This window comes from Mycoplana sp. 10N416 (assembly GCF_056394765.1).
In genome coordinates this window covers 269562-291129 of record NZ_JBFTIM010000001.1, presented here as the reverse complement: position 1 = coordinate 291129, position 21568 = coordinate 269562, and the positions used below count along the sequence as shown (strand labels likewise).

At 63.6% G+C, this 21568-nt stretch carries 19 protein-coding genes; 5 read left to right on the top strand and 14 right to left on the bottom strand.

Going from position 1 to position 21568, the window contains the following annotated elements; all coding sequences use genetic code 11:
* Positions 1-248 precede the first annotated feature (248 nt).
* Positions 249-1184, top strand: a complete 936-nt coding sequence (locus AC1DDS_RS01370; protein ID WP_310418072.1) for a diacylglycerol/lipid kinase family protein — start codon at positions 249-251, stop codon at positions 1182-1184.
* Positions 1185-1188: 4 nt separating this feature from the next.
* Here the strand turns inward: AC1DDS_RS01370 and AC1DDS_RS01365 are convergent, their stop codons facing one another.
* Entirely contained in the window at positions 1189-2547 is a 1359-nt protein-coding gene (locus tag AC1DDS_RS01365; RefSeq protein ID WP_477477740.1) for a glutamine synthetase family protein, read from the bottom strand.
* Between the two features lie 202 nt (positions 2548-2749).
* Here AC1DDS_RS01365 and AC1DDS_RS01360 point away from each other — a divergent pair, with 202 nt between their 5' ends.
* Positions 2750-4111, top strand: coding sequence for an aspartate aminotransferase family protein (locus AC1DDS_RS01360; protein WP_477477739.1), 1362 nt, complete (start codon positions 2750-2752; stop codon positions 4109-4111).
* Positions 4112-4266: 155 nt separating this feature from the next.
* Here the strand turns inward: AC1DDS_RS01360 and AC1DDS_RS01355 are convergent, their stop codons facing one another.
* Both AC1DDS_RS01355 and AC1DDS_RS01350 read right to left on the bottom strand, forming a co-directional pair.
* On the bottom strand, positions 4267-5760 hold the full coding sequence (locus AC1DDS_RS01355) for a glycosyltransferase family 39 protein (protein WP_477477254.1): 1494 nt from the start codon (positions 5758-5760) through the stop codon (positions 4267-4269).
* Between the two features lie 5 nt (positions 5761-5765).
* Entirely contained in the window at positions 5766-6776 is a 1011-nt protein-coding gene (locus tag AC1DDS_RS01350; protein WP_477477253.1) for a glycosyltransferase family 2 protein, read from the bottom strand.
* A gap of 142 nt (positions 6777-6918) precedes the next feature.
* Here AC1DDS_RS01350 and AC1DDS_RS01345 point away from each other — a divergent pair, with 142 nt between their 5' ends.
* Complete coding sequence (locus AC1DDS_RS01345; protein ID WP_477477252.1) at positions 6919-7887, top strand: lysylphosphatidylglycerol synthase domain-containing protein; 969 nt, start codon at positions 6919-6921, stop codon at positions 7885-7887.
* A gap of 4 nt (positions 7888-7891) precedes the next feature.
* On the opposite strand, the gene AC1DDS_RS01340 is transcribed toward AC1DDS_RS01345, so the two are convergent.
* The 4 genes from AC1DDS_RS01340 to AC1DDS_RS01325 all read right to left on the bottom strand — a co-directional run bounded on the left by AC1DDS_RS01340 (position 7892) and on the right by AC1DDS_RS01325 (position 10263).
* Positions 7892-9394: an AMP nucleosidase gene (locus AC1DDS_RS01340; RefSeq protein WP_477477251.1), complete on the bottom strand. Its 1503-nt coding sequence runs from the start codon at positions 9392-9394 to the stop codon at positions 7892-7894.
* 97 nt (positions 9395-9491) lie between these two features.
* The gene (locus AC1DDS_RS01335; protein WP_477477250.1) at positions 9492-9812 is read right to left on the bottom strand and encodes a YnfA family protein; all 321 of its coding nucleotides are present in this window, start codon (positions 9810-9812) and stop codon (positions 9492-9494) included.
* A gap of 78 nt (positions 9813-9890) precedes the next feature.
* Positions 9891-10070, bottom strand: coding sequence for a hypothetical protein (locus AC1DDS_RS01330; RefSeq protein ID WP_310418090.1), 180 nt, complete (start codon positions 10068-10070; stop codon positions 9891-9893).
* Positions 10071-10095: 25 nt separating this feature from the next.
* Entirely contained in the window at positions 10096-10263 is a 168-nt protein-coding gene (locus tag AC1DDS_RS01325; RefSeq protein WP_310418094.1) for a hypothetical protein, read from the bottom strand.
* A gap of 195 nt (positions 10264-10458) precedes the next feature.
* On the opposite strand from AC1DDS_RS01325, the gene AC1DDS_RS01320 reads away from it, so the two are divergent.
* A complete protein-coding gene (locus AC1DDS_RS01320) occupies positions 10459-11160 on the top strand; it encodes a glutathione S-transferase N-terminal domain-containing protein (protein ID WP_477477249.1) in 702 nt (233 codons plus the stop codon).
* A 555-nt stretch (positions 11161-11715) separates the two neighbouring features.
* Positions 11716-11985: a sel1 repeat family protein gene (locus AC1DDS_RS01315; RefSeq protein WP_310418101.1), complete on the top strand. Its 270-nt coding sequence runs from the start codon at positions 11716-11718 to the stop codon at positions 11983-11985.
* Between the two features lie 93 nt (positions 11986-12078).
* On the opposite strand, the gene AC1DDS_RS01310 is transcribed toward AC1DDS_RS01315, so the two are convergent.
* The 7 genes from AC1DDS_RS01310 to AC1DDS_RS01280 all read right to left on the bottom strand — a co-directional run bounded on the left by AC1DDS_RS01310 (position 12079) and on the right by AC1DDS_RS01280 (position 21490).
* On the bottom strand, positions 12079-13200 hold the full coding sequence (locus AC1DDS_RS01310; RefSeq protein WP_477477248.1) for a pyridoxal phosphate-dependent aminotransferase: 1122 nt from the start codon (positions 13198-13200) through the stop codon (positions 12079-12081).
* 223 nt (positions 13201-13423) lie between these two features.
* A complete protein-coding gene (locus AC1DDS_RS01305; RefSeq protein ID WP_477477247.1) occupies positions 13424-13852 on the bottom strand; it encodes a PilZ domain-containing protein in 429 nt (142 codons plus the stop codon).
* Positions 13853-14056: 204 nt separating this feature from the next.
* Entirely contained in the window at positions 14057-15280 is a 1224-nt protein-coding gene (locus tag AC1DDS_RS01300; protein ID WP_477477246.1) for an acyl-CoA dehydrogenase, read from the bottom strand.
* Positions 15281-15547: 267 nt separating this feature from the next.
* Positions 15548-16345 carry a 5-deoxy-glucuronate isomerase gene (gene iolB / locus AC1DDS_RS01295; RefSeq protein WP_477477245.1) on the bottom strand — a complete coding sequence of 266 codons (798 nt, stop codon included), beginning with the start codon at positions 16343-16345 and terminating at the stop codon, positions 15548-15550.
* Positions 16346-16624: 279 nt separating this feature from the next.
* On the bottom strand, positions 16625-17524 hold the full coding sequence (gene iolE / locus AC1DDS_RS01290) for a myo-inosose-2 dehydratase (RefSeq protein WP_477477244.1): 900 nt from the start codon (positions 17522-17524) through the stop codon (positions 16625-16627).
* Positions 17525-17603: 79 nt separating this feature from the next.
* Entirely contained in the window at positions 17604-19448 is a 1845-nt protein-coding gene (iolD, locus tag AC1DDS_RS01285; protein WP_477477243.1) for a 3D-(3,5/4)-trihydroxycyclohexane-1,2-dione acylhydrolase (decyclizing), read from the bottom strand.
* A gap of 119 nt (positions 19449-19567) precedes the next feature.
* Positions 19568-21490, bottom strand: coding sequence for a bifunctional 5-dehydro-2-deoxygluconokinase/5-dehydro-2-deoxyphosphogluconate aldolase (locus AC1DDS_RS01280; protein ID WP_477477242.1), 1923 nt, complete (start codon positions 21488-21490; stop codon positions 19568-19570).
* Positions 21491-21568: the final 78 nt, after the last annotated feature.

The following is a 21568-nucleotide window of genomic DNA, read 5'->3' as shown; positions in this document are numbered from 1 at the left end:
CCTGGGTGCCTTGCAGACGCTCCGGCCGACGGCCATGCTTGGGAAAAAACAGAGCCCGCGATGCACGCGGTGGCGGCAAAGCTAGCACTATTTGCGGCGATTCCCATGGCCATTTTTGCATGGCAGCACTGCTGTTGCGTCCACGGGACGGACGTTCTCGGCCTCTGCTGCTATTTTGCCGCTTTGCAACTGTTTAATTGCCTGGAACGTTGCGGGGAGGGCGTTGGCGCGAAGGTCGGAGAACAAAGATGCGGATCCAGGCGATTTTCAACAAGGACGGCGGCACCTTCCGCACCACCGACATGGAAGCCTATGTGCGGCATGCCGAGACCGTTTTCGCCGCCGCGGGCCATCATCTCGATTGCGATGTCGTCGAGGGTGCAGATATCGAGATGGCGCTGCGCCGTTGCGCCGGGCGGACCGATCTGGACGCGATGCTTGCCGGCGGCGGTGACGGCACGATCTCGGCAGCGGCTGGGTTCGCCTGGGAGAGCGGCATCTGTCTGGGAGTTGTCCCGGCGGGCACCATGAACCTGTTCGCCCGCTCGTTGCGCATCCCGCTCAATATCTGGCAGGCAGTCGATGCGCTCGCCGACGGAACCGTGACCGATGCCGATATCGGCAGCGCCAATGGCCGCGCCTTCGTCCATCAGTTTTCCGCAGGGTTGCATGCGCGCATGGTGCGGTTGCGCAATGCCATGACCTACCGCTCGCGGCCCGGCAAGATCATCGCCAATGTTCGCGCGGCGATCGGCGTCATGCTGGATCCGCCGCAATTCGAGGTCGAGTTTGACGTCGACGGTTTGCGCGAGCACCGGACAGTCTCCGCGATCAATGTATCGAACAACCGCTTCGGCAACGACTCGCTGCTCTATGCCGATGCCGTCACGGGCGGTCACCTCGGTTTTTACGTCGCGCAGCCGCTGACGACCTCGGGCGTCGCTCGCCTGGCCTACGATATCCTGCGCGGACGGTTGCGGGAAAACACGGCCGTAACCGAGATGACCGGCAGCGCCGTCGATCTGCACTTCCCCAGGATCGATCGCGCCGTCAACTGCGTCATCGACGGCGAATTGCTACCGATGGGCCGCGACGTCTCGTTGCGGCTGCACGCCGGTGAGTTGAAGGTGATCGTGCCGCGGGTGGCGGCACAATCGACGATAAAGCCGCAAGCGGCCGCCTGAAGCCTCAGATCCGCGGCAAGTAGGTCTGGTAGTCGAAGTCGGAGACTGTACGCAGGTAGGTGATCGCTTCCTTGCGCTTGGTGTCACCATAGAGCTTCTGGTAGGCCGTGCCGAACACGTCGGCGATGAAGGCCGAGGCCGAAAAGTCCTCGACTGCCGTCAGGAAGTCGTGCGTCAGCCGCCCGACTCCCACCGGATCCTTGCCGGGTTCCGTCGCCGGGCCGGGGTCAAGGTCTTCGTCCAGGCCGAGCAGGATGCCGCCGAGAATGGCCGTCAAGAGCAGGTATGGGTTGACGTCCGCGCCGGCGACCCGGTGCTCGACACGGGCGGCGGGGCCGTCCTTGTCCGGAATGCGGATCGCCGTGCCGCGATGACCGAAGCCCCAGTCGATGTCCACCGGCGCGAACGAGCCCGGCTGGAAGCGGCGGTAGGAGTTGGCGAAGGGGGCGAAGATCAGCTGCGCGTCGCGCATCGTCTTCAGCATGCCGGCGCAGATCGACTTCAGCTTCTTCGGATCGCCGCCCTTGGCGTCGAGGATGTTGCGGCCGTCCCTGTCGATGATGCTGGCGTGCACATGCAGGCCGGAGCCGGCCTGGTCGGCATAGGGCTTGGCCATGCAGGTGGATTTCAGCCCGTGCCGGCGTGCGGCCTGCTCGGCGACGCGCTTGAGATAGATGCAGTCATCGGCGGCGGCGAGTGCGTCGGGCCGGTGCAGGAGGTTAATCTCGAACTGGCCGTGGCCGAACTCCGCCGTGGTGGCGTCTGCCGGGAGTTCCATGTCGCGCGCCCAGGTGCGCAGCGTTTGCAGGTAGCCCTCGAGCGCGTCGACGGCGCTCATGTCGTATAGCTGGAAGCCGTTCGGCTGGTCGCGGTACATCAGCCGCTCCGGCGGGCGCGGCTTGCCGGTGACACGCCAATCGTCCTGGACCACGTAGAATTCCAGTTCGGTGGCAACGACCGGCGTCAGTCCGCGCTCCTCGAAACGCTTCAGCAAGTTTGCCAGGATCGCGCGCGGGCACATGAAGCTCGGCGTGCCGTCGAGTTCGTGCATGGTGGCGAGCACCTGCTTCGAGCCGGCCGGCGCCCAGGGCAAGGCGGCGAGCGAGCGGGTGTCGGGAATGCAATTGCCGTCGGGGTCTCCGATCGAGATAGACAGCCCGGTGATGTCGTCGTTGTCGTCGCCCCAGATGTCGAGCGACTGGGTGGACGAGGGCAGGCGGACGGTCCCTTCCCAGACCTTCTTTTCCGCCTCGATCGGGACCTGCTTTCCGCGCAGATCGCCGTTCATGCCGACGAGCAGGATTTCGATACGGGAGGGAGCATTGGCGGGCGTGGTGCCAGCCACCGGGTTTTCGTTGATCATGGTCAATTTTCACTCTGGCGGGTTGTTCACAGATCGGTCAGCGGTGAGCGATTCTTGTGCCGCTCTATTGCCAAATGCCTGTCAGGTGGGCATTTTCCTAACCCATTCTGACCCGTCGTTCAATGCGTCAGGGAGCTTTCGCCGGTCTGAGGTGGAATTGGCGAGAACCCTGTGAAACCCAAGGATGCCATTCATGTCGACTATGCCTGCTGCCGTCTCCAATCTCGGCGCCCTCGATGCTGCCCATCATCTTCACCCCTTCTCCGACATGAAAAAGCTGAATGCGGCCGGCACCCGTATCATCGAGCGCGGTGAAGGCTGCTACATCTATGACAACCACGGCAAGAAGTATCTCGATGGCTTTGCCGGTCTGTGGTGCGTCAACATCGGCTACGGGCGCAGGGAGATTGCCGACGCCGTTTACAAGCAGATGAACGAGCTGACGTACTACAACACCTTCTTCGGCACCACGACGCCGCCGACGGTGCTGCTGGCACAGAAGATCACCGCCCATGCCGGGCCGAACATCAATCGCGTCTTCTTCACCGGCTCCGGTTCGGAAGCCAACGACACCTGGTTCCGCATGGCGCGCGTCTACTGGGCCGCCATGGGCAAGCCGACGAAGAAGACGGTGATCGCCCGTGTCAACGGCTACCATGGCTCGACCGTCGCCGGCGCCTCGCTCGGCGGCATGAAATGGATGCACGAGCAGGGTGACCTGCCGATCGCCGGCATCGTCCACATCGGCCAGCCCTATTGGTACGGCGAGGGCGGGGATCTGTCCCCGGCCGACTTCGGCCTCAAGATGGCGCGTGAACTGGAAGCGAAGATCGACGAGTTGGGCGAGGACAACGTCGCAGCCTTCGTCGCCGAGCCGATCCAGGGCGCAGCCGGCGTCATCGTGCCGCCGGAAACCTACTGGCCGGAAATCGCCCGCATCTGCAAGGCGCGCAACATCCTGCTCGTCACCGACGAGGTGATCTGCGGTTTCGGCCGCACCGGCAGCTGGTTCGGTCACCAGCATTTCGGCGTCGAGCCCGACCTTGCGCCGATCGCCAAGGGTCTCTCCTCCGGCTACCTGCCGATCGGCGGCGTCATGGTCAGCGATCGCGTCGCTGACGTGCTGGTCAATGAAGTCGGCGACTTCAACCACGGCTTCACCTATTCCGGCCATCCGGTTTGCGCCGCAGCGGCGCTGGAAAACCTGCGCATCATCGAGGAGGAGAAGCTGGTCGAGCGCGTCCACGACGACGTCGGCCCTTATCTCGCGGCCGGCCTGAAGTCGCTTGAGGACCATCCGATGGTCGGGCAAACGCAGTCGGTCGGCCTGATGGCCGCGGTCCAGCTTGCCGAGGACAAGGAAACCCGCACGCGGTTCGAGGATCGCGAACGGGCCGGTGTCGAGGTCCGCAATCACTGCCTCGCCAACGGCCTGGTCCTGCGCGCGACGGCCGATCGCATGCTCTATTCGCCGCCACTCGTCATCACCCGTGGCGAGATCGACCAGATGATCGACATCACCCGCAAGGGGCTCGATCATGCGTGGAAGGCGATGAAGGGCTGAGGGGGACTCTCCTTTAATTCAACGGGCCCGGCATCGCTTTGATGCCGTGCCTGTTTTGCTTTGGGGCCTGATCCCTTGCGATAGAGCTGGACGGAGAGCAGCGCTTTTGAGCGGGACTTGCGCCGGAGCCCCTGAAAGGTGCTTTTTCACCCGCCTCAGTCGCGCGACGGATACACCCATGCATAACCGAAGCCATAGGTGTCGCCACGGCGGCCAAAATGGTAGGGCAGGGCAGTTTCGCCCGGAACGATGATGGCGTTGCTCATCTGCGGACGATCGCGCAACCAGGCTGTGATTTCGTCAGGGATACCGACGGGGCTCTCAGGCTTGCGCCATGCGAGCAGGATCGGACGATCCGGACTCCAGACGAAGGGAAGGTCGAAACTCGGCATGCCGGCGGCCAGAACCGGCAGGCCATGCATGGTGAGGCGCAAATTGCCGGCCAAGTGCCTGTCGGATGCGACAACGAGGCCCGGTTCGTGGGGCGCTTCGTCCAGAAGCTTCGTCGCGAATGTGTCGACGGGCACGTTGATCTTGGTGTATCGGCCGATCACTGGCGCGGCGATCACACGTATAGCCAGGATTGCTGGAACGATGACGAGAATGACGGCGGCAATCGGAAACAGCCGCTTCCTTGCAACCCGCTCGGCCAACCCCGCCGCCTCGATCTTCATGCAAAGGTAGAGTGGCAGTATAAGAAGGAACGGATCGAGCCATCTCTCCCTAACCTTCGTACTTCCCGTTGCGACGATGATTGCGATCAGTCCGACGAGGATGATCAAGAGCATGCGCTCGATCATCTTCGTCGTTGGCGTTTGCGCGCGCAAAACCGTTGCGGTGTTCTTGCCGAGCACTGCAACGAAGACGACCAGCGTAAGCGCCGAGAAGGCGGCGATCGCCACTGATAGCGAGGCAAGACCAGTCAAAATCGCGCCAAGCGGTCCGGACGCTGCATTGGTCGACATCTTGTCCAGAGTGCCCGCAGCGGCGGACTGGAAGTTGTTGATGAGCCATGACCCGTGCGGCAGGACGACGATGCAGGCGACGGCGACTGCGACAAGGATGCGGCGATCGAACACCCGTTCGCGAAAGTGCCGATCCATCCCCATGGAAAGAAGGGCTGCCAGGGGCAAGAGAATGAAATTGTACTTGGCGAGAAAGCCAAAACCGGTAGCGAGCCCGGCAAGCGCGTAGGCCGCGACACTTCCGGAGCGGATCGTCAGGAAGAGCGCGTAGATGAGCATCGCGGAGGCGGCAAGCAGGGCGACGGTGTGGGTTAGATCCTGTTGTGCCATGAAGGAGACCTGGGGCAAGGTCAGCAGACCAAGCACCGAAATCGCCTGCAGACGGGCATCCTTCAACGCGATTGTGGCCGCGAGGCCGAGGAATACGTAGCAGGAGAACAGGATCGCGTTCTTTAGCAGCGCAAGCCCCAATGCCGAGGGGCCGATTGCTGCGAACATTGCTGTCTGCAGCCAGTTGTAAAGAGGAGGTTGCGGGCCGTAGCCGAGCTGCTGCCACTGAGCGAAGAAGATCTGCTCGGCTTCGTCCAGTTCCAGGGCATGCGGCAGAGACACGCGCAAAATGACCTGCAGCGCGAAATAGAGCGCCAACAGGATAAAGACGGCCCCAAGGGGGCGTTTGGTCATAGACGTCACAACGACTGCCGGAAGGTCTGCCGGATGACGTAGTTCGGTGTGTCGTCGTCGCGGAAATAGGTGCGGGCCATCATTTCGGCGAGGATACCGGTGGTGATGAGCTGGATCGACGACAGAAACAGCATCACGCCGACGAGAAACAGCGGCCGCGCCCCGATGTCGGTGCCGAAGGCAAATTTGTCTATGAAGAGATAGGTGAGGATAAGTGCGCTGACAGCGCCGGCAGCCAGCCCGATCGAGCCGAAGAAATGGCCGGGGCGCGCCTTGTAGCGCATGAAGAACAGCACGGACAGAAGGTCCAGTATCACCCGGAAGGTGCGGGAAATGCCGTATTTCGACGTCCCCAACATCCGTGGGTGGTGCGTGACGACCATCTCGCCGATCCGCGAGCTCGGGACGACGCCGGCCACCCAGGCGGGGATGAAACGGTGCATCTCGCCCATCAGTTTGACCTGTTTGATGATCGAGGCGCGATAGACCTTGAGGCTGCAACCATAGTCGTGCAGGCGAACGCCGGTGATCCGTCCGATCAGTGCGTTGGCACACCAGGAGGGGATCTTGCGCAGGAAGAGCCCATCCTTGCGGTTCTTGCGCCAGCCGACCAGAAGGTCGAGCTGGCGATCCTCCAGGGCCTTTGCCATGGCACGGATGTCGCGCGGATCGTTCTGGAGGTCGCCGTCGAGGGTTGCGATCAGGCGACCGCTTGCTGCATCGATGCCCGCTTGCATGGCCGCGGTCTGGCCGAAATTGCGCTGCAGCTCGATGATGGCCATTTCCAAGCCCGGACGATCAATCAAGCCGCGGGCCCTGGCGAGTGTGCCATCGGTGCTGCCGTCGTCGACGAGGATCAGTTCCCAGGCCTTGTCGAAGCCCTGCATGGCCTCGCCGATGCGGTCGATCAGCAGTTCAACGCTCTCTTCTTCGTTGAAGACGGGAACGACGATCGAGATTTCGATCGCGGGGCGCTCCGGCCTCACCGCGGTCACTGCCTGCGTTTCTTCCAGCAATTGGATCCCTTTCCCGGCCGGCAATTGCATTACTTCAATTCGACTGCGTTCTCTCAGACTGTGTGTCGTGATACGACAGGCGTGCACTCCAACGAGGACAGCACATTGCTAATATTGTATGCGGACACGATAGCAAGCTAAAATGACTTCCGTGCAAAATTCCAGTCGTCGATCCTGGCTTTCCCGCCACGCCACGAGCCTGCTGGCGCTGGCCTGTCTCGCCGCTTATGTCGGTTTCGTTGAATGGCGTTGGGGTTGGGAACAGCTGCTTTCCCAGTGGGCGAGGGTGGGCGCCGGGACCGCGATCTGCGCCCTTCTGCTGCTGACCGCAACCTACCTCGTACGTGCCCAGCGCATCTATGACTACTTTCCGGCCGACACTGCGGGGCGCTTCCTGGAGCTGTTCCGTCTGACCCAGGTTCATAACCTCCTCAATATCATGCTGCCGTTCCGGGCAGGGGAGACGAGCTTCCCGCTCCTGATGCGCTCGCAATTTGCCGTGCCCCTACCGCGCGCGACGGCGGCGCTGCTCGTCATGCGGCTCCTGGACCTGCACGCCCTTTGCGCCGCTGCCGGCGTCGGCCTCGTGCTGGGGGCCCAAAACACGACCGCGGCCTGGCTCGCCTGGGGTGCGTTCCTCGTCTCGCCACTGGCGTTCTTTGCCGCTAAGGGTCCGATTTTCCGGCACCTGAACGGCACCTTGCCGCAGAAACTGGAAAAGCTGCTGGAGGAAGTCGAGGCCGGCGTCCCGGCGAACGCAGCGGGCTTCGTCCGCGCCTGGGTCTTCACGGTGCTGAATTGGGCGGTGAAGGTGGTCGTGCTCGCCTGGGTGCTCGGCCTGCTCGGGGTGACGCCGCTTTCCGCCACGTTCGGCGGGGCGCTCGGCGGCGAACTGTCTTCGGTCCTGCCCGTGCATGCGCCGGGTGGCGTCGGCACCTATCCGGCCGGCATCACGGCCGGTGCGGTCGCGTTCGGTGCCGAGCGTGACAGGGCAACTGTTGCGATGATGGCGGAGGCGGCGATCAATGCCCATCTCCTCATTGTCGCCAGCGCCTGCGTCGGCACGGCGCTATCCATCGTCCTGTCGTGGTTTTCCGCCAAGGCGCGGTGACGGCCTATTGGAAGGCCGTCTCGAAGAAGCTTCGGAGCTTGCGGGAATGCAGCTTCTCCGTCGGCATGCCGGCGAGTTTCTCCAGCGCCCGGATGCCGATGCGCAGGTGCTGGTTGACCTGCGTGCGGTAGAAGGCAGTTGCCATGCCGGGCAGCTTCAACTCGCCGTGCAGCGGCTTGTCGGAGACGCACAGCAGGGTTCCATAGGGCACGCGGAAGCGGAAGCCGTTGGCCGCGATCGTCGCCGATTCCATGTCGAGCGCGATCGCCCGTGACTGCGACAGCCGCTTCACCGGCCCGCGCTGGTCGCGCAGTTCCCAGTTGCGGTTGTCGATCGTGGCGACGGTGCCGGTGCGCATGATGCGCTTCAGGTCGTAGCCCTCGAGCCCCGTCACCTCGGCCACGGCACTTTCGAGCGCCACCTGCACCTCGGCTAGCGCCGGAATCGGCACCCACACCGGCAGGTCGTCGTCGAGCACGTGGTCCTCGCGCACATAGGCATGGGCAAGGACGTAGTCGCCGAGCGTCTGGCTGTTGCGCAAGCCGGCGCAGTGGCCGAGCATCAGCCAGGCATGCGGGCGCAGCACGGCGATGTGGTCGGTGATCGTCTTGGCGTTGGAGGGGCCGACGCCGATATTGACGAGCGTGATGCCGCCGTGCCCCTTGCGCTTGATGTGGTAGGCCGGCATCTGCGGCAGCCGCGCCAGCGTCAGGTCGGTATCCGGCTTGTCGTTGCCGGCCTGGGTGATGACGTTTCCGGGCTCGATGAAGGCGGTGTAGCCGTTGCCGCCCTCGGCCATCTGCAGCCGCGCCCAGGCACAGAACTCGTCGACATAGAACTGGTAGTTCGTGAACAACACGAAGTTCTGGAAGTGGTTGGCGCTGGTGGCGGTGTAGTGGCTGAGGCGGGCGAGCGAGTAGTCGACCCGCTGGGCGGTGAAGGCGGCAAGCGGCAAGGCCTCGCCGGGGCCGGCCTCGTAGGAGCCGTTGGCGATCTCGTCATCCGTGTTCGTCAGGTCGGGCGCATCGAACAGGTCCCGCAGCGGTACGGTGATGTTTTCGGCGATCTCCGCCTCGACATGGGCGCCTTCGCCAAAGGCGAAATGCAACGGGATCGGCGTCGAGGATTCCGACACAGTGATACCGATGCCGTGGTTGCGCATCAGATGCCCGAGTTGTTCCTTGAAATAGTGTCGGAAGAGTTTGGGCCGCGTAACGGTGGTCGAGTAGACGCCCGGCGAGGCGACATAGCCGTGGGACAGGCGGGAATCGACATGGCCGAAGCTCGTCGTCTCGACGCTGACCTGCGGATAGCACGCGCGATAGCGGCACTCCGGCGCTCTGGTGCTCGCCAGTCCGGCGAAAGCATCCGTCAGGAAGCGGGTATTCCGCTCATAGAGCGCTTCCAGGCAATCGACCGCCTTGACCGGGTCGTCGAAGGTCTGCGGCTCGAAGGGATCTGGCTGGGCAAACGGAAGGGCGGGCCGGGACAAGATTTCTTTGCTCATGAATCATTATAGTTCGGCAAATTCTGCACGCAAACGACAAGATTGTAACCTCCGGAGGCGGTCAACCAGGTCGCTTTCGAGCGCTTCTGTGCGAATTTCAGCGTGGACCGGCCAAAATGACAATGGCACCGGCAACGGCGATCGCCGCACCCGTCAAATCCCAGCGGTCGGGGGAGACGCCTTCCGCAGCCCAGAGCCACATCAGGGACGCCGCGATATAGATCCCGCCGTAGGCGGCGTAGGCGCGGCCGGCCGCGCTCGAATCGATCAGCGTCAGCAACCAGGCGAAGGCCGCAAGCGATACCATGCCGGGGATAAGCCAGAGCGCGGACTTCTCCAGCCGCAACCAGGCCCAGAAGGAAAAGCAGCCGGCAATTTCCGCAAGGGCGGCGGCGCCGTAGATCAGAAAGGATTTCATGCGGGCTCCGGTCGAAGGAGCCCATGGCATAGCGCAAAACTTGAGAAACGGAAATTGACGGTCAAACGTCGGGCAGGTTCAGCTCATTGCCTGTCGCTGCAGCGTGACGAACAGCACGAGCCCGGCGCCCTGCTTGCCGGCACCGAGGCTGCCATTGTGGGCCGCGTAGGTCACGGCCGCGAGCGGTGCGACCATCAATGCGGTGAGAACGAGAATGCGCAGGCTGACGGCGAGGCTGGCGAAAAGCGCGATCGGCATGGCGGGCGTCCTTGCTGCGGCCGGGTTAGAGGGCGCGATGGCAAATGGTCGGGATCGAGCAGGCACTTGCAGTGCCGTACCGCTTGTTCTGGTCGTGGCGGCGCGCATCGGTTTCGACGGCGGCAGCGACCGAGATCGCAAAAACGGTCATCAGCAGCGTTATGATCGTCAGTCGGCGGGCCAGGATTTCCATTATTCGTCCCTAAGATTGTCTTTCCGTTGTGCCTTTCTCGCATGGCGCGACTGAATGCGTCCTGAGAGGGCGGTTCATCTGGCGTTCAGAAAGCGATGAGCGATGTCGAGGAAGGATGGCTGGTTTGGCCGACGGCGCGCCTTGAAGCCGGGCGCGGTCGTGGCTAACTCATTGTGACATCGAATGGAGAACCGGATGACCAGACCAATCGAGCTTTACTACTGGCCGACCCCGAACGGCTTCAAGATCACCATCATGCTGGAGGAACTGGGCGTTCCCTACGAGGTGAAGTACGTCAACATCGGCAAGGGGGAGCAGTTCGCGCCCGACTTCCTGAAGATCGCGCCCAATAACCGCATGCCGGCGATCGTCGATCCCGACGGGCCGGGCGGCGAGCCGATCTCGGTGTTCGAATCCGGCGCCATCCTGCAATATCTCGGCCGCAAATACGGAAAATTCTATCCGACCGAGGAGCGCGCCCGCGTGCAAGTGGAGGAATGGCTGTTCTGGCAGATGGGCGGGCTCGGCCCGATGGCCGGACAGGCGCACCATTTCCGCCAGTATGCGCCCGAGAAGATCGAATACGGCATCAACCGCTACACCAACGAGGTCAACCGTCTCTATGGGGTGATGAACAAGCGGTTGGCGGAAACCGAGTATCTTGCTGGCGATTACTCGATCGCCGACATGGCCTGCATCGGCTGGGTGCGTCCCTACGAGAACCAGGGCCAGAAGCTGGAGGACTTCCCGCACCTGAAACGCTGGTTCGAGGCCGTTCTCGCCCGTCCCGCGGTGCAGCGCGGCATCGAGGTCGGCAAGGAGGAGCGCGAGCGCCAGGCGAGCCTCGCCGACGACAAGGAAGCGCAGAAGATCCTGTTCGGCCAGCGGGCAAGATAAGGGCGCCGCGTCGCCAGACCCCGTCATGCCGGGCCTCGATCCGGCATCCAGTCGCGCATCCTTGCGCGAGAAAAGCACCAATCGCGCCGCAGACGCGGCGCGGCTGGACACCGGCTCGAGGCCCTTGTGACCAGAAGATGGGCAGGGCGACCGGCGACGCGCCGTTGTGGGTTTTGCGCCATCTGCCTGAGGGCGGAACAACCACTTTTCGCTCGGGCGAAACTTCGCGACCGTTTTCCGTGGTTAGCGAATGGTTGAAATCGCAAGTTGAAGAATGCGTAAATTTTGAAGCAAATCCGCGGCGTTCCAGCGGATGCGATGCTTAACGAAAACCCAAGTTTACCAACTGTTTGAACTTTGTTCGTCTCAAATTAATCATGCATTTTAAGCGCCTATTGAAAGGGCGATGGCATAGTGGAGCCATAAGACGAGCACGGGAAACAACCGGCCGGAAAACCTTCGGGGAGCACATGCCGCAGAAGACGGCAGGCCCTCGAAAGGCTTGAAAAAACAGGGCGATACAAGAAGAAGACAACAGGACAGGGACAAACGACAATGGCACGCTACGATATCCAGAACGCCGAAATGGCCGCCATGATGGGCGGCGACACCCGCGCCGACACGTTCTGCGACATGGGGCTGATGTACGCAACGGGTCGCGGCTGCAACGTCGACCTGATCGCGGCCCACAAGTGGCTGAACATCGCCGCCATCAGGGGTTGTGATCGGGCTGCCGAGCTGCGGGCCGACCTCGCCGCGACGATGACCAAGACCGATCTGGCGCTGGCGCTTCGCGCCGCCCGCGACTGGATGACGACGCACTGATATCAAGGGGCAATCAGGCCGGTAGGCAGTAGGAAAATCAACCTACAAGAACCTTGCAAAAGGCATCGCTGTCCAACAACGATAGCCTGCTGCCTACCGATTGCTCTCCACCGTCCGCAATACCTTCGGCAGGACGTCTTCCAGCAGAGCCATCTCCGTTTCCGGGCCGACGCTGACGCGGATGCAGCGGTTCAGCGGCGCGACACCGGGCATGCGGATAAAGACGCCGTGCTCCATCAGTCCGTCGACGAGCGCGCGGGCATGCGCGCCGTCGCGTCCACAGTCGATCGCGACGAAATTCGTGGCGGAGGGCAGGGGGCGCAGGCCGTTCTGCGTGGCGATCGCGGTGATCCTGTCGCGCGCGGCGGCGATGCGACCGACAACTTCTTGCAGATAAGCCTGATCCGCGAGCGCGGCTAGCGCCGCCGCCGTCGAAATTCGCGCCATGCCGAAATGGTTGCGGATCTTGTCGAACGCCTGGGCGTTGCCGATCGTGCCGATCGCATAACCCACGCGAGCCCCCGCCAGTCCATAGGCCTTGGAGAAGGTTCGCATCCGCAGCACGTTCGGCAGGCCGATCAGCGCTTCGACCGCTGGCGTCGATCCGGCCGGCGCCGTTTCGCAATAGGCTTCGTCGAGGATCAGCAGGCTGCGCTCCGGCAGCGCCCGGGCGAAGGCGACGACGCTGTCGGCGTCCCACCAGCTTCCCATCGGATTGTCCGGATTGGCAAAATAGACGAGTGGCGCGTCCTCGCGCTTGGCCGCCGCGAGCAGGCCGTCGAGATCTTCCCGGTCGTTGACGTAGGGAACGGTGACGAGACGCCCGCCGTAGCCGTTGACGTGGTAATTGAAGGTCGGATAGCCGCCGAGCGAGGTCACCACCGGTACGCCCGGTTCGACGACGAGGCGGACGATCTCGCCGAGCAGTCCATCGATGCCGCCGCCGACCGCGATGTTGTCGCGCGAGACCCCGTGCTGGAGGGCAAGCGCTTCGCGCAGTTCGAAATTTTCCGGATCGTTGTACATCCAGGTTTCACCGGCCGCGCGCGTTATCGCCTCCAGCACCGACGGGGCGGGACCAAAGCCGCTCTCGTTGGCGCCGATGCGCGCCTTCACCTTCGCTCCGCGCTGGCGCTCGATCGCCTCCGGCCCGACGAAGGGGATGGTGGAGGGCAGAGCGTTGACGAGCGGGGTGAAGCGGGAGAAGCCGGACATTCTGCGGGCACCTTTTTGAGGGACGTCAGGGAAGAGCGTGCCGCGTCCGCCGTGCGTTCCGGCAGCGCAAGCTGCCGGCACACTAGCGCATGCCGGCAAAAATCAAAATCGATTTTCCGCAAGAATTGTGTGTTGTTTTCAAAGCGTTATCGCCGCTGCGCTTGCGGCTCGACGTGAGGCCAATCTGCGGGCACCTCTGGCGAGCCCGCACCCGACCGGTCGATCAGGTGCGCTGCAGGCTGAACTGCGGCCGCTCCAAGCCCTTGGCATAGGGGGGCGGGGCATCCTTCTTCCTGGTGGCGACGCCGCCGGTGAAGTAGTCGGCACGCACGATTTCATGCAGCAGCTCTTCATCGATCTCCTTGATGAACTGCACGCCGATGCGATGATCGTTGCGGTAGATTTCCGCGCAACCGACCTTGGCGAAAACGCCAACGACGGTCAGATAGTAGTGAGCACCGAGGCCGATCGTCGTGTTGACGGAAATGCTGGCGCCGCCTTGCGAAATGTCGATCAACTGGCAGCTTCGCGTCTTGGGGACTGCGAGATCAAGACCAACGGACAACAGCATGCCCTGCCGGTTCACCTTGAAGCGCTCCCATTTGCGCTCGTAAAGGCCGCCGCTTTGACGCTTGTCGACCAACTCCATCATATGCTCTCCCGGAAGTAGGCATCATGCCCCGAATGACCATCCAAGGAGTTTGTGCAGATTTGTGTTGGCAATCGCTAAAGACGGCATATCAAAATTTACGTATCGCAATTCTGGTGGCGCCGCCTGCATGACGCCTATTAGTACAAATGAAAACGGCGCCCCGCATCGCTGCGAGGCGCCGTCCGGTCGTCGATCTTGAGCGGCTTACTGGAACGCCTGCAGGCCCGTCTGCGCGCGGCCGAGGATCAGGGCGTGCACGTCGTGGGTGCCTTCGTAGGTGTTGACCGCTTCCAGGTTCATCACGTGGCGGATGACGCCGTATTCGTCGGAAACACCGTTGCCGCCGTGCATGTCGCGGGACACACGGGCGATATCCAGCGCCTTGCCGCAGTTGTTGCGCTTCATCAGCGAGATCAGTTCGGCCGGTGCGCGGTGTTCGTCGAACAGGCGACCGAGGCGCAGCGCGCCCTGCAGGCCGAGCGAAATCTCCGTCTGCATGTCGGCCAGCTTCTTCTGGATCAACTGCATCTGGGCGAGCGGCTTGCCGAACTGCTTGCGGTCCATCGTGTACTGGCGGGCGGCGTGCCAGCAGAATTCCGCGGCCCCCATCGCGCCCCAGGCAATACCGTAGCGGGCGCGGTTAAGGCAGCCGAACGGGCCGGCGAGGCCGGAGACTTCCGGCAGCAGGTTCTCTTCCGGAACAAACACGTCCTGCATCATGATCATGCCGGTGATCGAGGCGCGCAGCGAGAACTTGCCCTCGATCTTCGGCGTCTCGAAGCCCTTCATGCCGCGCTCGAGGATGAAGCCCTTGATCTTGCCGTCGTGCGCCTCCGACTTGGCCCAGACGATGGCGACGTCCGAGATCGGCGAGTTGGTGATCCAGTTCTTGGCGCCGGAGACGAGATAGCCGCCGTCGACCTTCTTCGCCCGCGTGATCATGGAGGAGGGGTCGGAGCCGTGGTCGGGTTCGGTCAGGCCGAAGCAGCCGACCCACTCGCCGGAGGCGAGCTTCGGCAGGTAGCGCTTGCGCTGCTCATCGGTGCCGTAGGCGAAGATCGGGTGCATGACGAGCGAGGACTGGACCGACATGGCGGAGCGATAGCCGGAATCGACACGCTCGACTTCGCGAGCAACCAGGCCGTAGGAAACGTAGTTCGCGCCGACGCCGCCGAACTCTTCGGGGATGGTCGGTCCTAGCAGGCCGAGCGCACCCATCTCGGTCATGATTTCGCGGTGAAAGATCTCGTGGCGGTTGGCCTCCAGCACGCGCGAGGCGAGCTTGTCCTGGCAATAGGCGCGGGCAGCGTCGCGGATCATCCGCTCCTCGTCGGTCAGCTGGTCCTCGAGCAGGAACGGATCTTCCCAGTCGAAGGCGGCCATTTTCGCGCGGGCCTGTTCCGGTGTTGCTTTGTGGTGTGCGCTCATTGGAAAATTCCTCTCTCGCCATCTGTCTCGTTGCAGATGTGCTACATCAGCTTGCCGGAGCCTTAAAGGGGGCAAGCCCTTCGGTTCCTCCGGTGCTCTGCCTAATTGTGCATGGCTTCATGCGCCTGCAGAATGAGAACCGTCAAAAACGCCCCAATGGCGGCTCTTCCGCAGCTTGCATTGTCCGTCGGCGTATCAAACGCCAAGGCAGGCGATTGTGCAGGAGGGTTTCAAGGGGCCAACAATTGCCCGGCTCCCTTCCGCCTGTCACCGCGTCAACAGCCACTCATGCGCCTCGGCGTTGTGAAACTTCCAGACCCTTTTTGGCCCGGCCATGACGTTCAGATAGTAGAGGTCGTAGCCGTGGCAGGTGGCGCAGGGGTGATAGCCCCTGGGCACCAGGGTCACGTCGCCGTCCTCCACCGCCATCGCCTCGTCGAGCGAACGGTCGTCGGTGTAGATGCGCTGGAAGGCGAAACCCTGCGGCGGGTCGAGGCGGTGGTAGTAGGTCTCTTCAAGCAGGCTCTCGTTCGGCAGGTCGTCCCGGTCGTGCTTGTGCGGCGGATAGGAGGAGGTGTGTCCCTCCGGCGTGACCACTTCCACCACCAGCAGCGAATGCGCCGAACCGTCGTCTTCCGGCATGATGTTGGTTACATGACGGACGTTGCTGCCCTTGCCGCGGACGATCTGCGGATGCGTGCCGGGCGGGATCGCCTTGGCCTTGTGGTCCCCGCCGCCCGGTGCCGAGCAGACCGCGAGTTCCAGGGCCGTCTCCGCCGTCACCGACCAGTTGGAGTTGGAGGGAACATAAAGGGCATGCGGCTGGCCCTCGAACACGCTCATTCGCTCGCCGAGCACGCTGAAGCTCTCGCCATCGGCGGTCGCCGAGCCCTTGCCGGTGACAAAGACGAGGCAGACCTCCCGGCTTCCGGTTTCCGCCGCGACGATCTCCCCGGGCTTCATACGGTGCAGGTCGAACCCCACATAGGTCCAGCCGGCGTTTTCCGGCGTCACATGCGTCACCCGGCCATGGGTTCCGTTCGGCTTGACGAGCAGGTTCGGCATCAATGTCTCCTCGGCTTTGTCCTTTTCGGAGCTTGCCCGACGATCACGGCCAGCGCTCCTTACTTCCCATCCGGGCAACGTGCCCTTGGTTTGCCTGGGCAATCTGCCCCTCACCCTAACCCTCTCCCCGCAAGCGGGGAGAGGGAACTGGCATCGACGCGGCTTGTCTCCTCCTCCCACTCGGGAGAGCGACAGGCCGGTGCGGCTTGCCTCCTTCTCCCCGCTCGCGGGGAGAAGGTGCCGGCAGGCGGATGAGGGGCAAGCCTGAGACGGAGGAGACTACCCCCGATCCAGCCCAGCCTCCCGCGCAAACGCCTTCAGTGCCTTCAGTCCCAGCGATTGGTACTCGAAGGGATTGCGCACCAGCGGATCCTGTTCCGCCTCGATGACAAGCCAGCCGTCATAGCCGTGCTCGGCGGCGATCTTCAGAACCGGGAGGAAGTCGACGCCGCCTTCCGGATCACCGGGGACGGTGAAAACGCCGCGGCGCACCCCTTCGAGGAAGGAGAGCTTTTCGCCCTCGACTTGCCTGCGGATCGCTGGCCGCACGTTCTTGGCGTGAATGTGCCGCACGCGGTCCATGTATTTGCGTGCCAGTTCCGCCGGATCCGCGCCGCCGAACCAGGCATGACCGGTGTCGAGCAAGAGCTTCGTCGCTGGCCCGGTGTTGGCCATCAGCCGGTCGATCTCTTCCCCGGTCTGCACGACCGTGCCCATGTGATGATGGTAGACGAGGTCGATGCCCTGATCGGCGCAGTATTGCGCAACAGCCTCGACGTTGGCGCCGAATTTCGCCCACGCGGCCTCGGGCAGGACGGGCTTGTCGGCCAGCGCGGTGCCGTCGTCGCCGTGGATGGCGTTGGAAGTCTCACAGACGATGCAGACCTTGCAGCCGTTCGCCTTCAGCATGTCGAGATGCGGCTGGATCGCCTTCTTTTCCGCCTCCACGTCATGGGCAAGCAGGTTCAGCGAGTGCCAGCCGGACACGAAGACGAGCTTGTGCGCCGCCAGAACCCTTTTCAGTTCCTCGCCGTCGCTGGGCATCTTGTGCCCTTTCTCGACGCCGTCGAAGCTGATTTTTTCGCAATCGGAGAGGCAGTCCTCGAGCGTCAGGTGCGCCCCGATTGTCCGGTCGTCGTCGTTGCTCCAGGCAATCGGGTTGGTGCCGTAGCGGATCATATGTCGGTGTCTCCCAAACAATTTCCTGCGTGCCCGTCCGTTGCGGAAATGCCGGCCGGGCAGGCTGCCGTTCAATCCCTCAGCGCTGCTGCTTGCGCGCCGCCTCGTATTGTTCCCGCGCGGCCTTCACCTGCGGTCGCGGGCTGACCTCGGGCACCGCCACGTCCCACCAGTGGCCGCCGGCCTCGGTGGTAACGAGCGGGTCGGTCTCGATGACGATGACGGAAGTGCGGTCGTTTTTCTTGCTCTGCTCCAGCGCCGTTTCGAGGTCGGCGATCGAGGCGACCTTAACGGCGATCGCGCCCATACTTTCGGCGTGCGCCCGGAAGTCGATCTCCGGCATCGTCTCGATCCTTGCGTCCTTGAGCAGGTTGTTGAAGTTCGCGCCGCCGGTGGCCATCTGCAGCCGGTTGATGCAGCCAAATCCGCGATTGTCCAGCACCACGATCGTCAGCTTCCGGCCGAGCATGACCGAGGTCGAAAGCTCCGAGTTCAGCATCATGTAGGAGCCATCGCCGACCATGACGACGACATCGGCGTCCGGTCGCGCCATCTTCACGCCCAGCCCGCCGGCGATCTCGTAGCCCATGCAGGAAAAGCCGTATTCCAGATGGTAGCTGCCCGGATTGTGCGCCTGCCACAGCTTGTGCAACTCGCCCGGAAGGCCGCCCGCGGCGCAGACGAGAATTGAATTCTCGCCGCCGGTCATGCGTTGGACAGCGCCGATCACCTGGGCATCGGAGGGAAGGGCGGCGTTGGTCGGAGCGGTGGCGCGGTTCGCCGCCGCCAGCCATTCGGCCTTGCGCGCTTTCGCCGCCGCCTCGACCGAGGTCGGCGCCTTCCAGCCGCCGAGCGCCTCGGACAGCAGCGTCAATCCCTCGCGCGCATCGCAGACGAGCGGCAGGCCGTCGTGTTTGGCGGCGTCGAAGGCCGCAGTGTTCAGCCCGATGATCCGGGCGCGCTCGTTCTTGAACAACGCCCAGGAGCCGGTGGTGAAATCCTGCAAACGGGTGCCGACCGCAAGGATGAGGTCGGCCTCTTCGGCAAAGGCATTGGCCGCGGAGGTGCCGGTGACGCCGATCGAGCCCATGCAGAGCGGATGGTCGTCGGGCAGCGCCGACTTGCCGGCCTGTGTAACGGCGATTGGGACACCGTGCATGCCGGCGAATGCCTTCAGTTCTGCCGTCGCGCGCGAATAGAGCACGCCGCCGCCGGCGATGATCAGCGGCCGCTCGGCCTGCCGGATAGCGTCCAGTGCTGCGGCGAGTTCGTCGCTGTCCGGACGGGGACGGCGCTCCCGCCAGACCTTCTCCGCAAACAGGCTTTCGGGATAATCATAGGCCTCGGCCTGCACGTCCTGGCACAGCGACAGCGTCACCGGGCCGCAATCGACAGGATCGGTCAGAACCTGCATGGCGCGCTTGAGCGCCGGGATGATCTGCTCGGGCCGGGTGATGCGGTCGAAATACCGCGAGACGCAGCGAAAAGCGTCGTTCACGGAAACCGTGCCGTCGCCGAAATCCTCGATCTGCTGCAGCACCGGGTCGGGGATGCGGTTGGCAAAGACGTCGCCCGGCAGGAAGAGCACCGGCAGGCGGTTCACATGCGCCACGCCAGCAGCCGTCACCATGTTGAGCGCGCCGGGGCCGATCGAGGTCGTGCAGGCCATGAAGCGGCTGCGAAAGCTCGCCTTGGCGAAGGCGACGGCCGCGTGCGCCATGCCCTGCTCATTGTGCGCGCGATAGGTCGGAAGCTCCTCGCGCACCTGGTAGAGCGCTTCGCCGATGCCGGCGACGTTGCCATGGCCGAAAATGGCCCAGACACCGGCAAAGATCGGCATTTTCTTGCCGTCGACGACCGTCATCTGTGCCTTGAGGAAGTGCGCGACGGCCTGCGCCATCGTCAGCCGGATCGTCTTGTCCATCATGTCCTCCCTGAATTCCCCAAAAGCGCGTCTCAATCTTTCAGCCGGCCGCGCTTCAGGTCCTTGTTCCTCCGCATGTCCTTGTCCCGAAAACCGGTTCCCACTTTCGGAGACATGCTCTAGTGCCCGCGCATTTTCAGCCAGGCGTCCGTCAGTTCGCCGAAGCGGCCAGCCATGTCGGCGATCGCCGCCTCATCGGTGATTGTCCCGGCCAGCCAGTCCCGCGCCGCATCGGCAAAGATGGTGCGCCCGACAGCGAAGCCTTTCACCGCCGATGCTGCCCTGGTCGCCTCGAATGCCTTGAGCAGTTTCTCCTTCGGCGCCTCCAGCCCGAGCAGCACGATGCCGCGGCAATAGGGATCGTTGCGCGCAATCACCGCGTCTATGTTGCGCCAAGCCGCCGCCGAGGCCTGCGGCTCCAGCTTCCACCAGTCAGGCTTGATGCCGAGATCATACAGTTCCTGCAGCGCCGTGGACACCGTCGTGTCGTCCAGCGGCCCGCTCTTGCCGGAGATGACCTCGATCAGCAGCTCCCGGCCTATCCGTCGCGCAGCGTCGAAAAGCGCCCGCAGCTTTTCCTGCTGTTCCGCCTTCAGCGCCACCGGATCGTCCGGATGATAGAAACACAGGCATTTGATGCAATGGCCGATCGGCCATTCGACAAGCTGCGAGCCGATGTCCTGGCCAAACTCGAAGCGCAGCGGCTTCGAGCCCGGCAGTTCCACGGGGCGGCCGATCCAGGAAAAGTTCTTCGCTGCTGCATCGAACAGAGCGTCGCGTCCGAAGCGCTCGTCAAGCAGCATGCCGTAGCCCGGTCGCCCGCCCGCCACGCGCGCTGCCGCCTCGACCGTTAGCCGCTTGAAGGCGGAAATCTTCTCGTGCGGTGCGCCGAACTGGTCAGCGATCTCGACAAGCTGCATCCGGTGGTCGCAGGCGAGCGCCATCAGGACCGGGATCTCGCCGCGGCGCGTGGTCGCCCAGTGGAGGTGATTGATGGCGTCGTCCTTGCGCAAAGCCCGGTGCTTGCTGCCGTGTTCGAGGAAGAACTGCAACTCTTCCCAGGTCGGGTATTCCGGCGAGCAGAGCAGGCGGGAGACGGCGAAGGCGCCGCAGGCATTCGCCCAGGTGGCCGATGTCGCATGGTCCTCACCGGCCAGCCAGCCGCGCAAAAAGCCGGACATGAAGGCGTCGCCGGCGCCGAGCACGTTGTAGACCTCGATCGGGAACCCCTTGCCGACGACACCGTTCTCCAGGTCGTCGCTGATCGGGCCGTCATAGACGATGCAGCCCATCGCCCCGCGCTTGAGCACGATCGTCGCCTCGGAAATCGCCCGGATCGCCTTCAGCGCGGCGAGCACGTCGTCGGCGCCCGACGCGATCATGATCTCCTCCTCGGTGCCGACGATCAGGTCGCAGTCGGGAAGGACGGATTTCATCAGTTGCGAGACCCGGTCGGACTTCACGTAGCGCTCGAAGCCCTCGGCATGGCCGGCAAGGCCCCAGAGGTTCGGCCGATAGTCGACGTCGAAGATCACCTTGCGTCCGCTCGCGCGCGCGATGCGGATCGCCTTTCGCTGCGCGGCCTCCGTGTTCGGCCGCGAAAAATGTGTCCCCGAGACGAGAACGGCGCGCGACGAGCGGATGAAGGCCGCGTCGATGTCGTCCTCGCAGAGCGCCATGTCGGCGCAGTCGGTGCGCACGAAGATCATCGGCGAGACGCCCTCGGCTTCGATGGCGAGCAGCACCAGCGCCGTAAGGCGATCCTTGTCGGTCACGATGCCTGTAGTCGCGACCCCCTCACGCGTGCACTGCTCGCGGATGAAGCGGCCCATCTGCTCGTCGCCGACGCGGGTGATCAGGCCGGACTTCAGCCCCAGCCGCGCAGTGCCGATGGCGATGTTCGCCGGGCAGCCGCCGACAGACTTCGCAAACGAGGTGACGTCCTCCAGCCGGCTGCCGAGTTGCTGGCCGTAGAGATCGACGGACGAGCGGCCGATCGAGATGACGTTGAGCGTCGGGGTGTCAAGATCGCGTTGCGCCATAACTCCTCCCTTCGCCGCCTAACTGGTCGGCGTCATGACGGAACGAAACATCAATTCCAACTGTTCGTCAATTCGGAA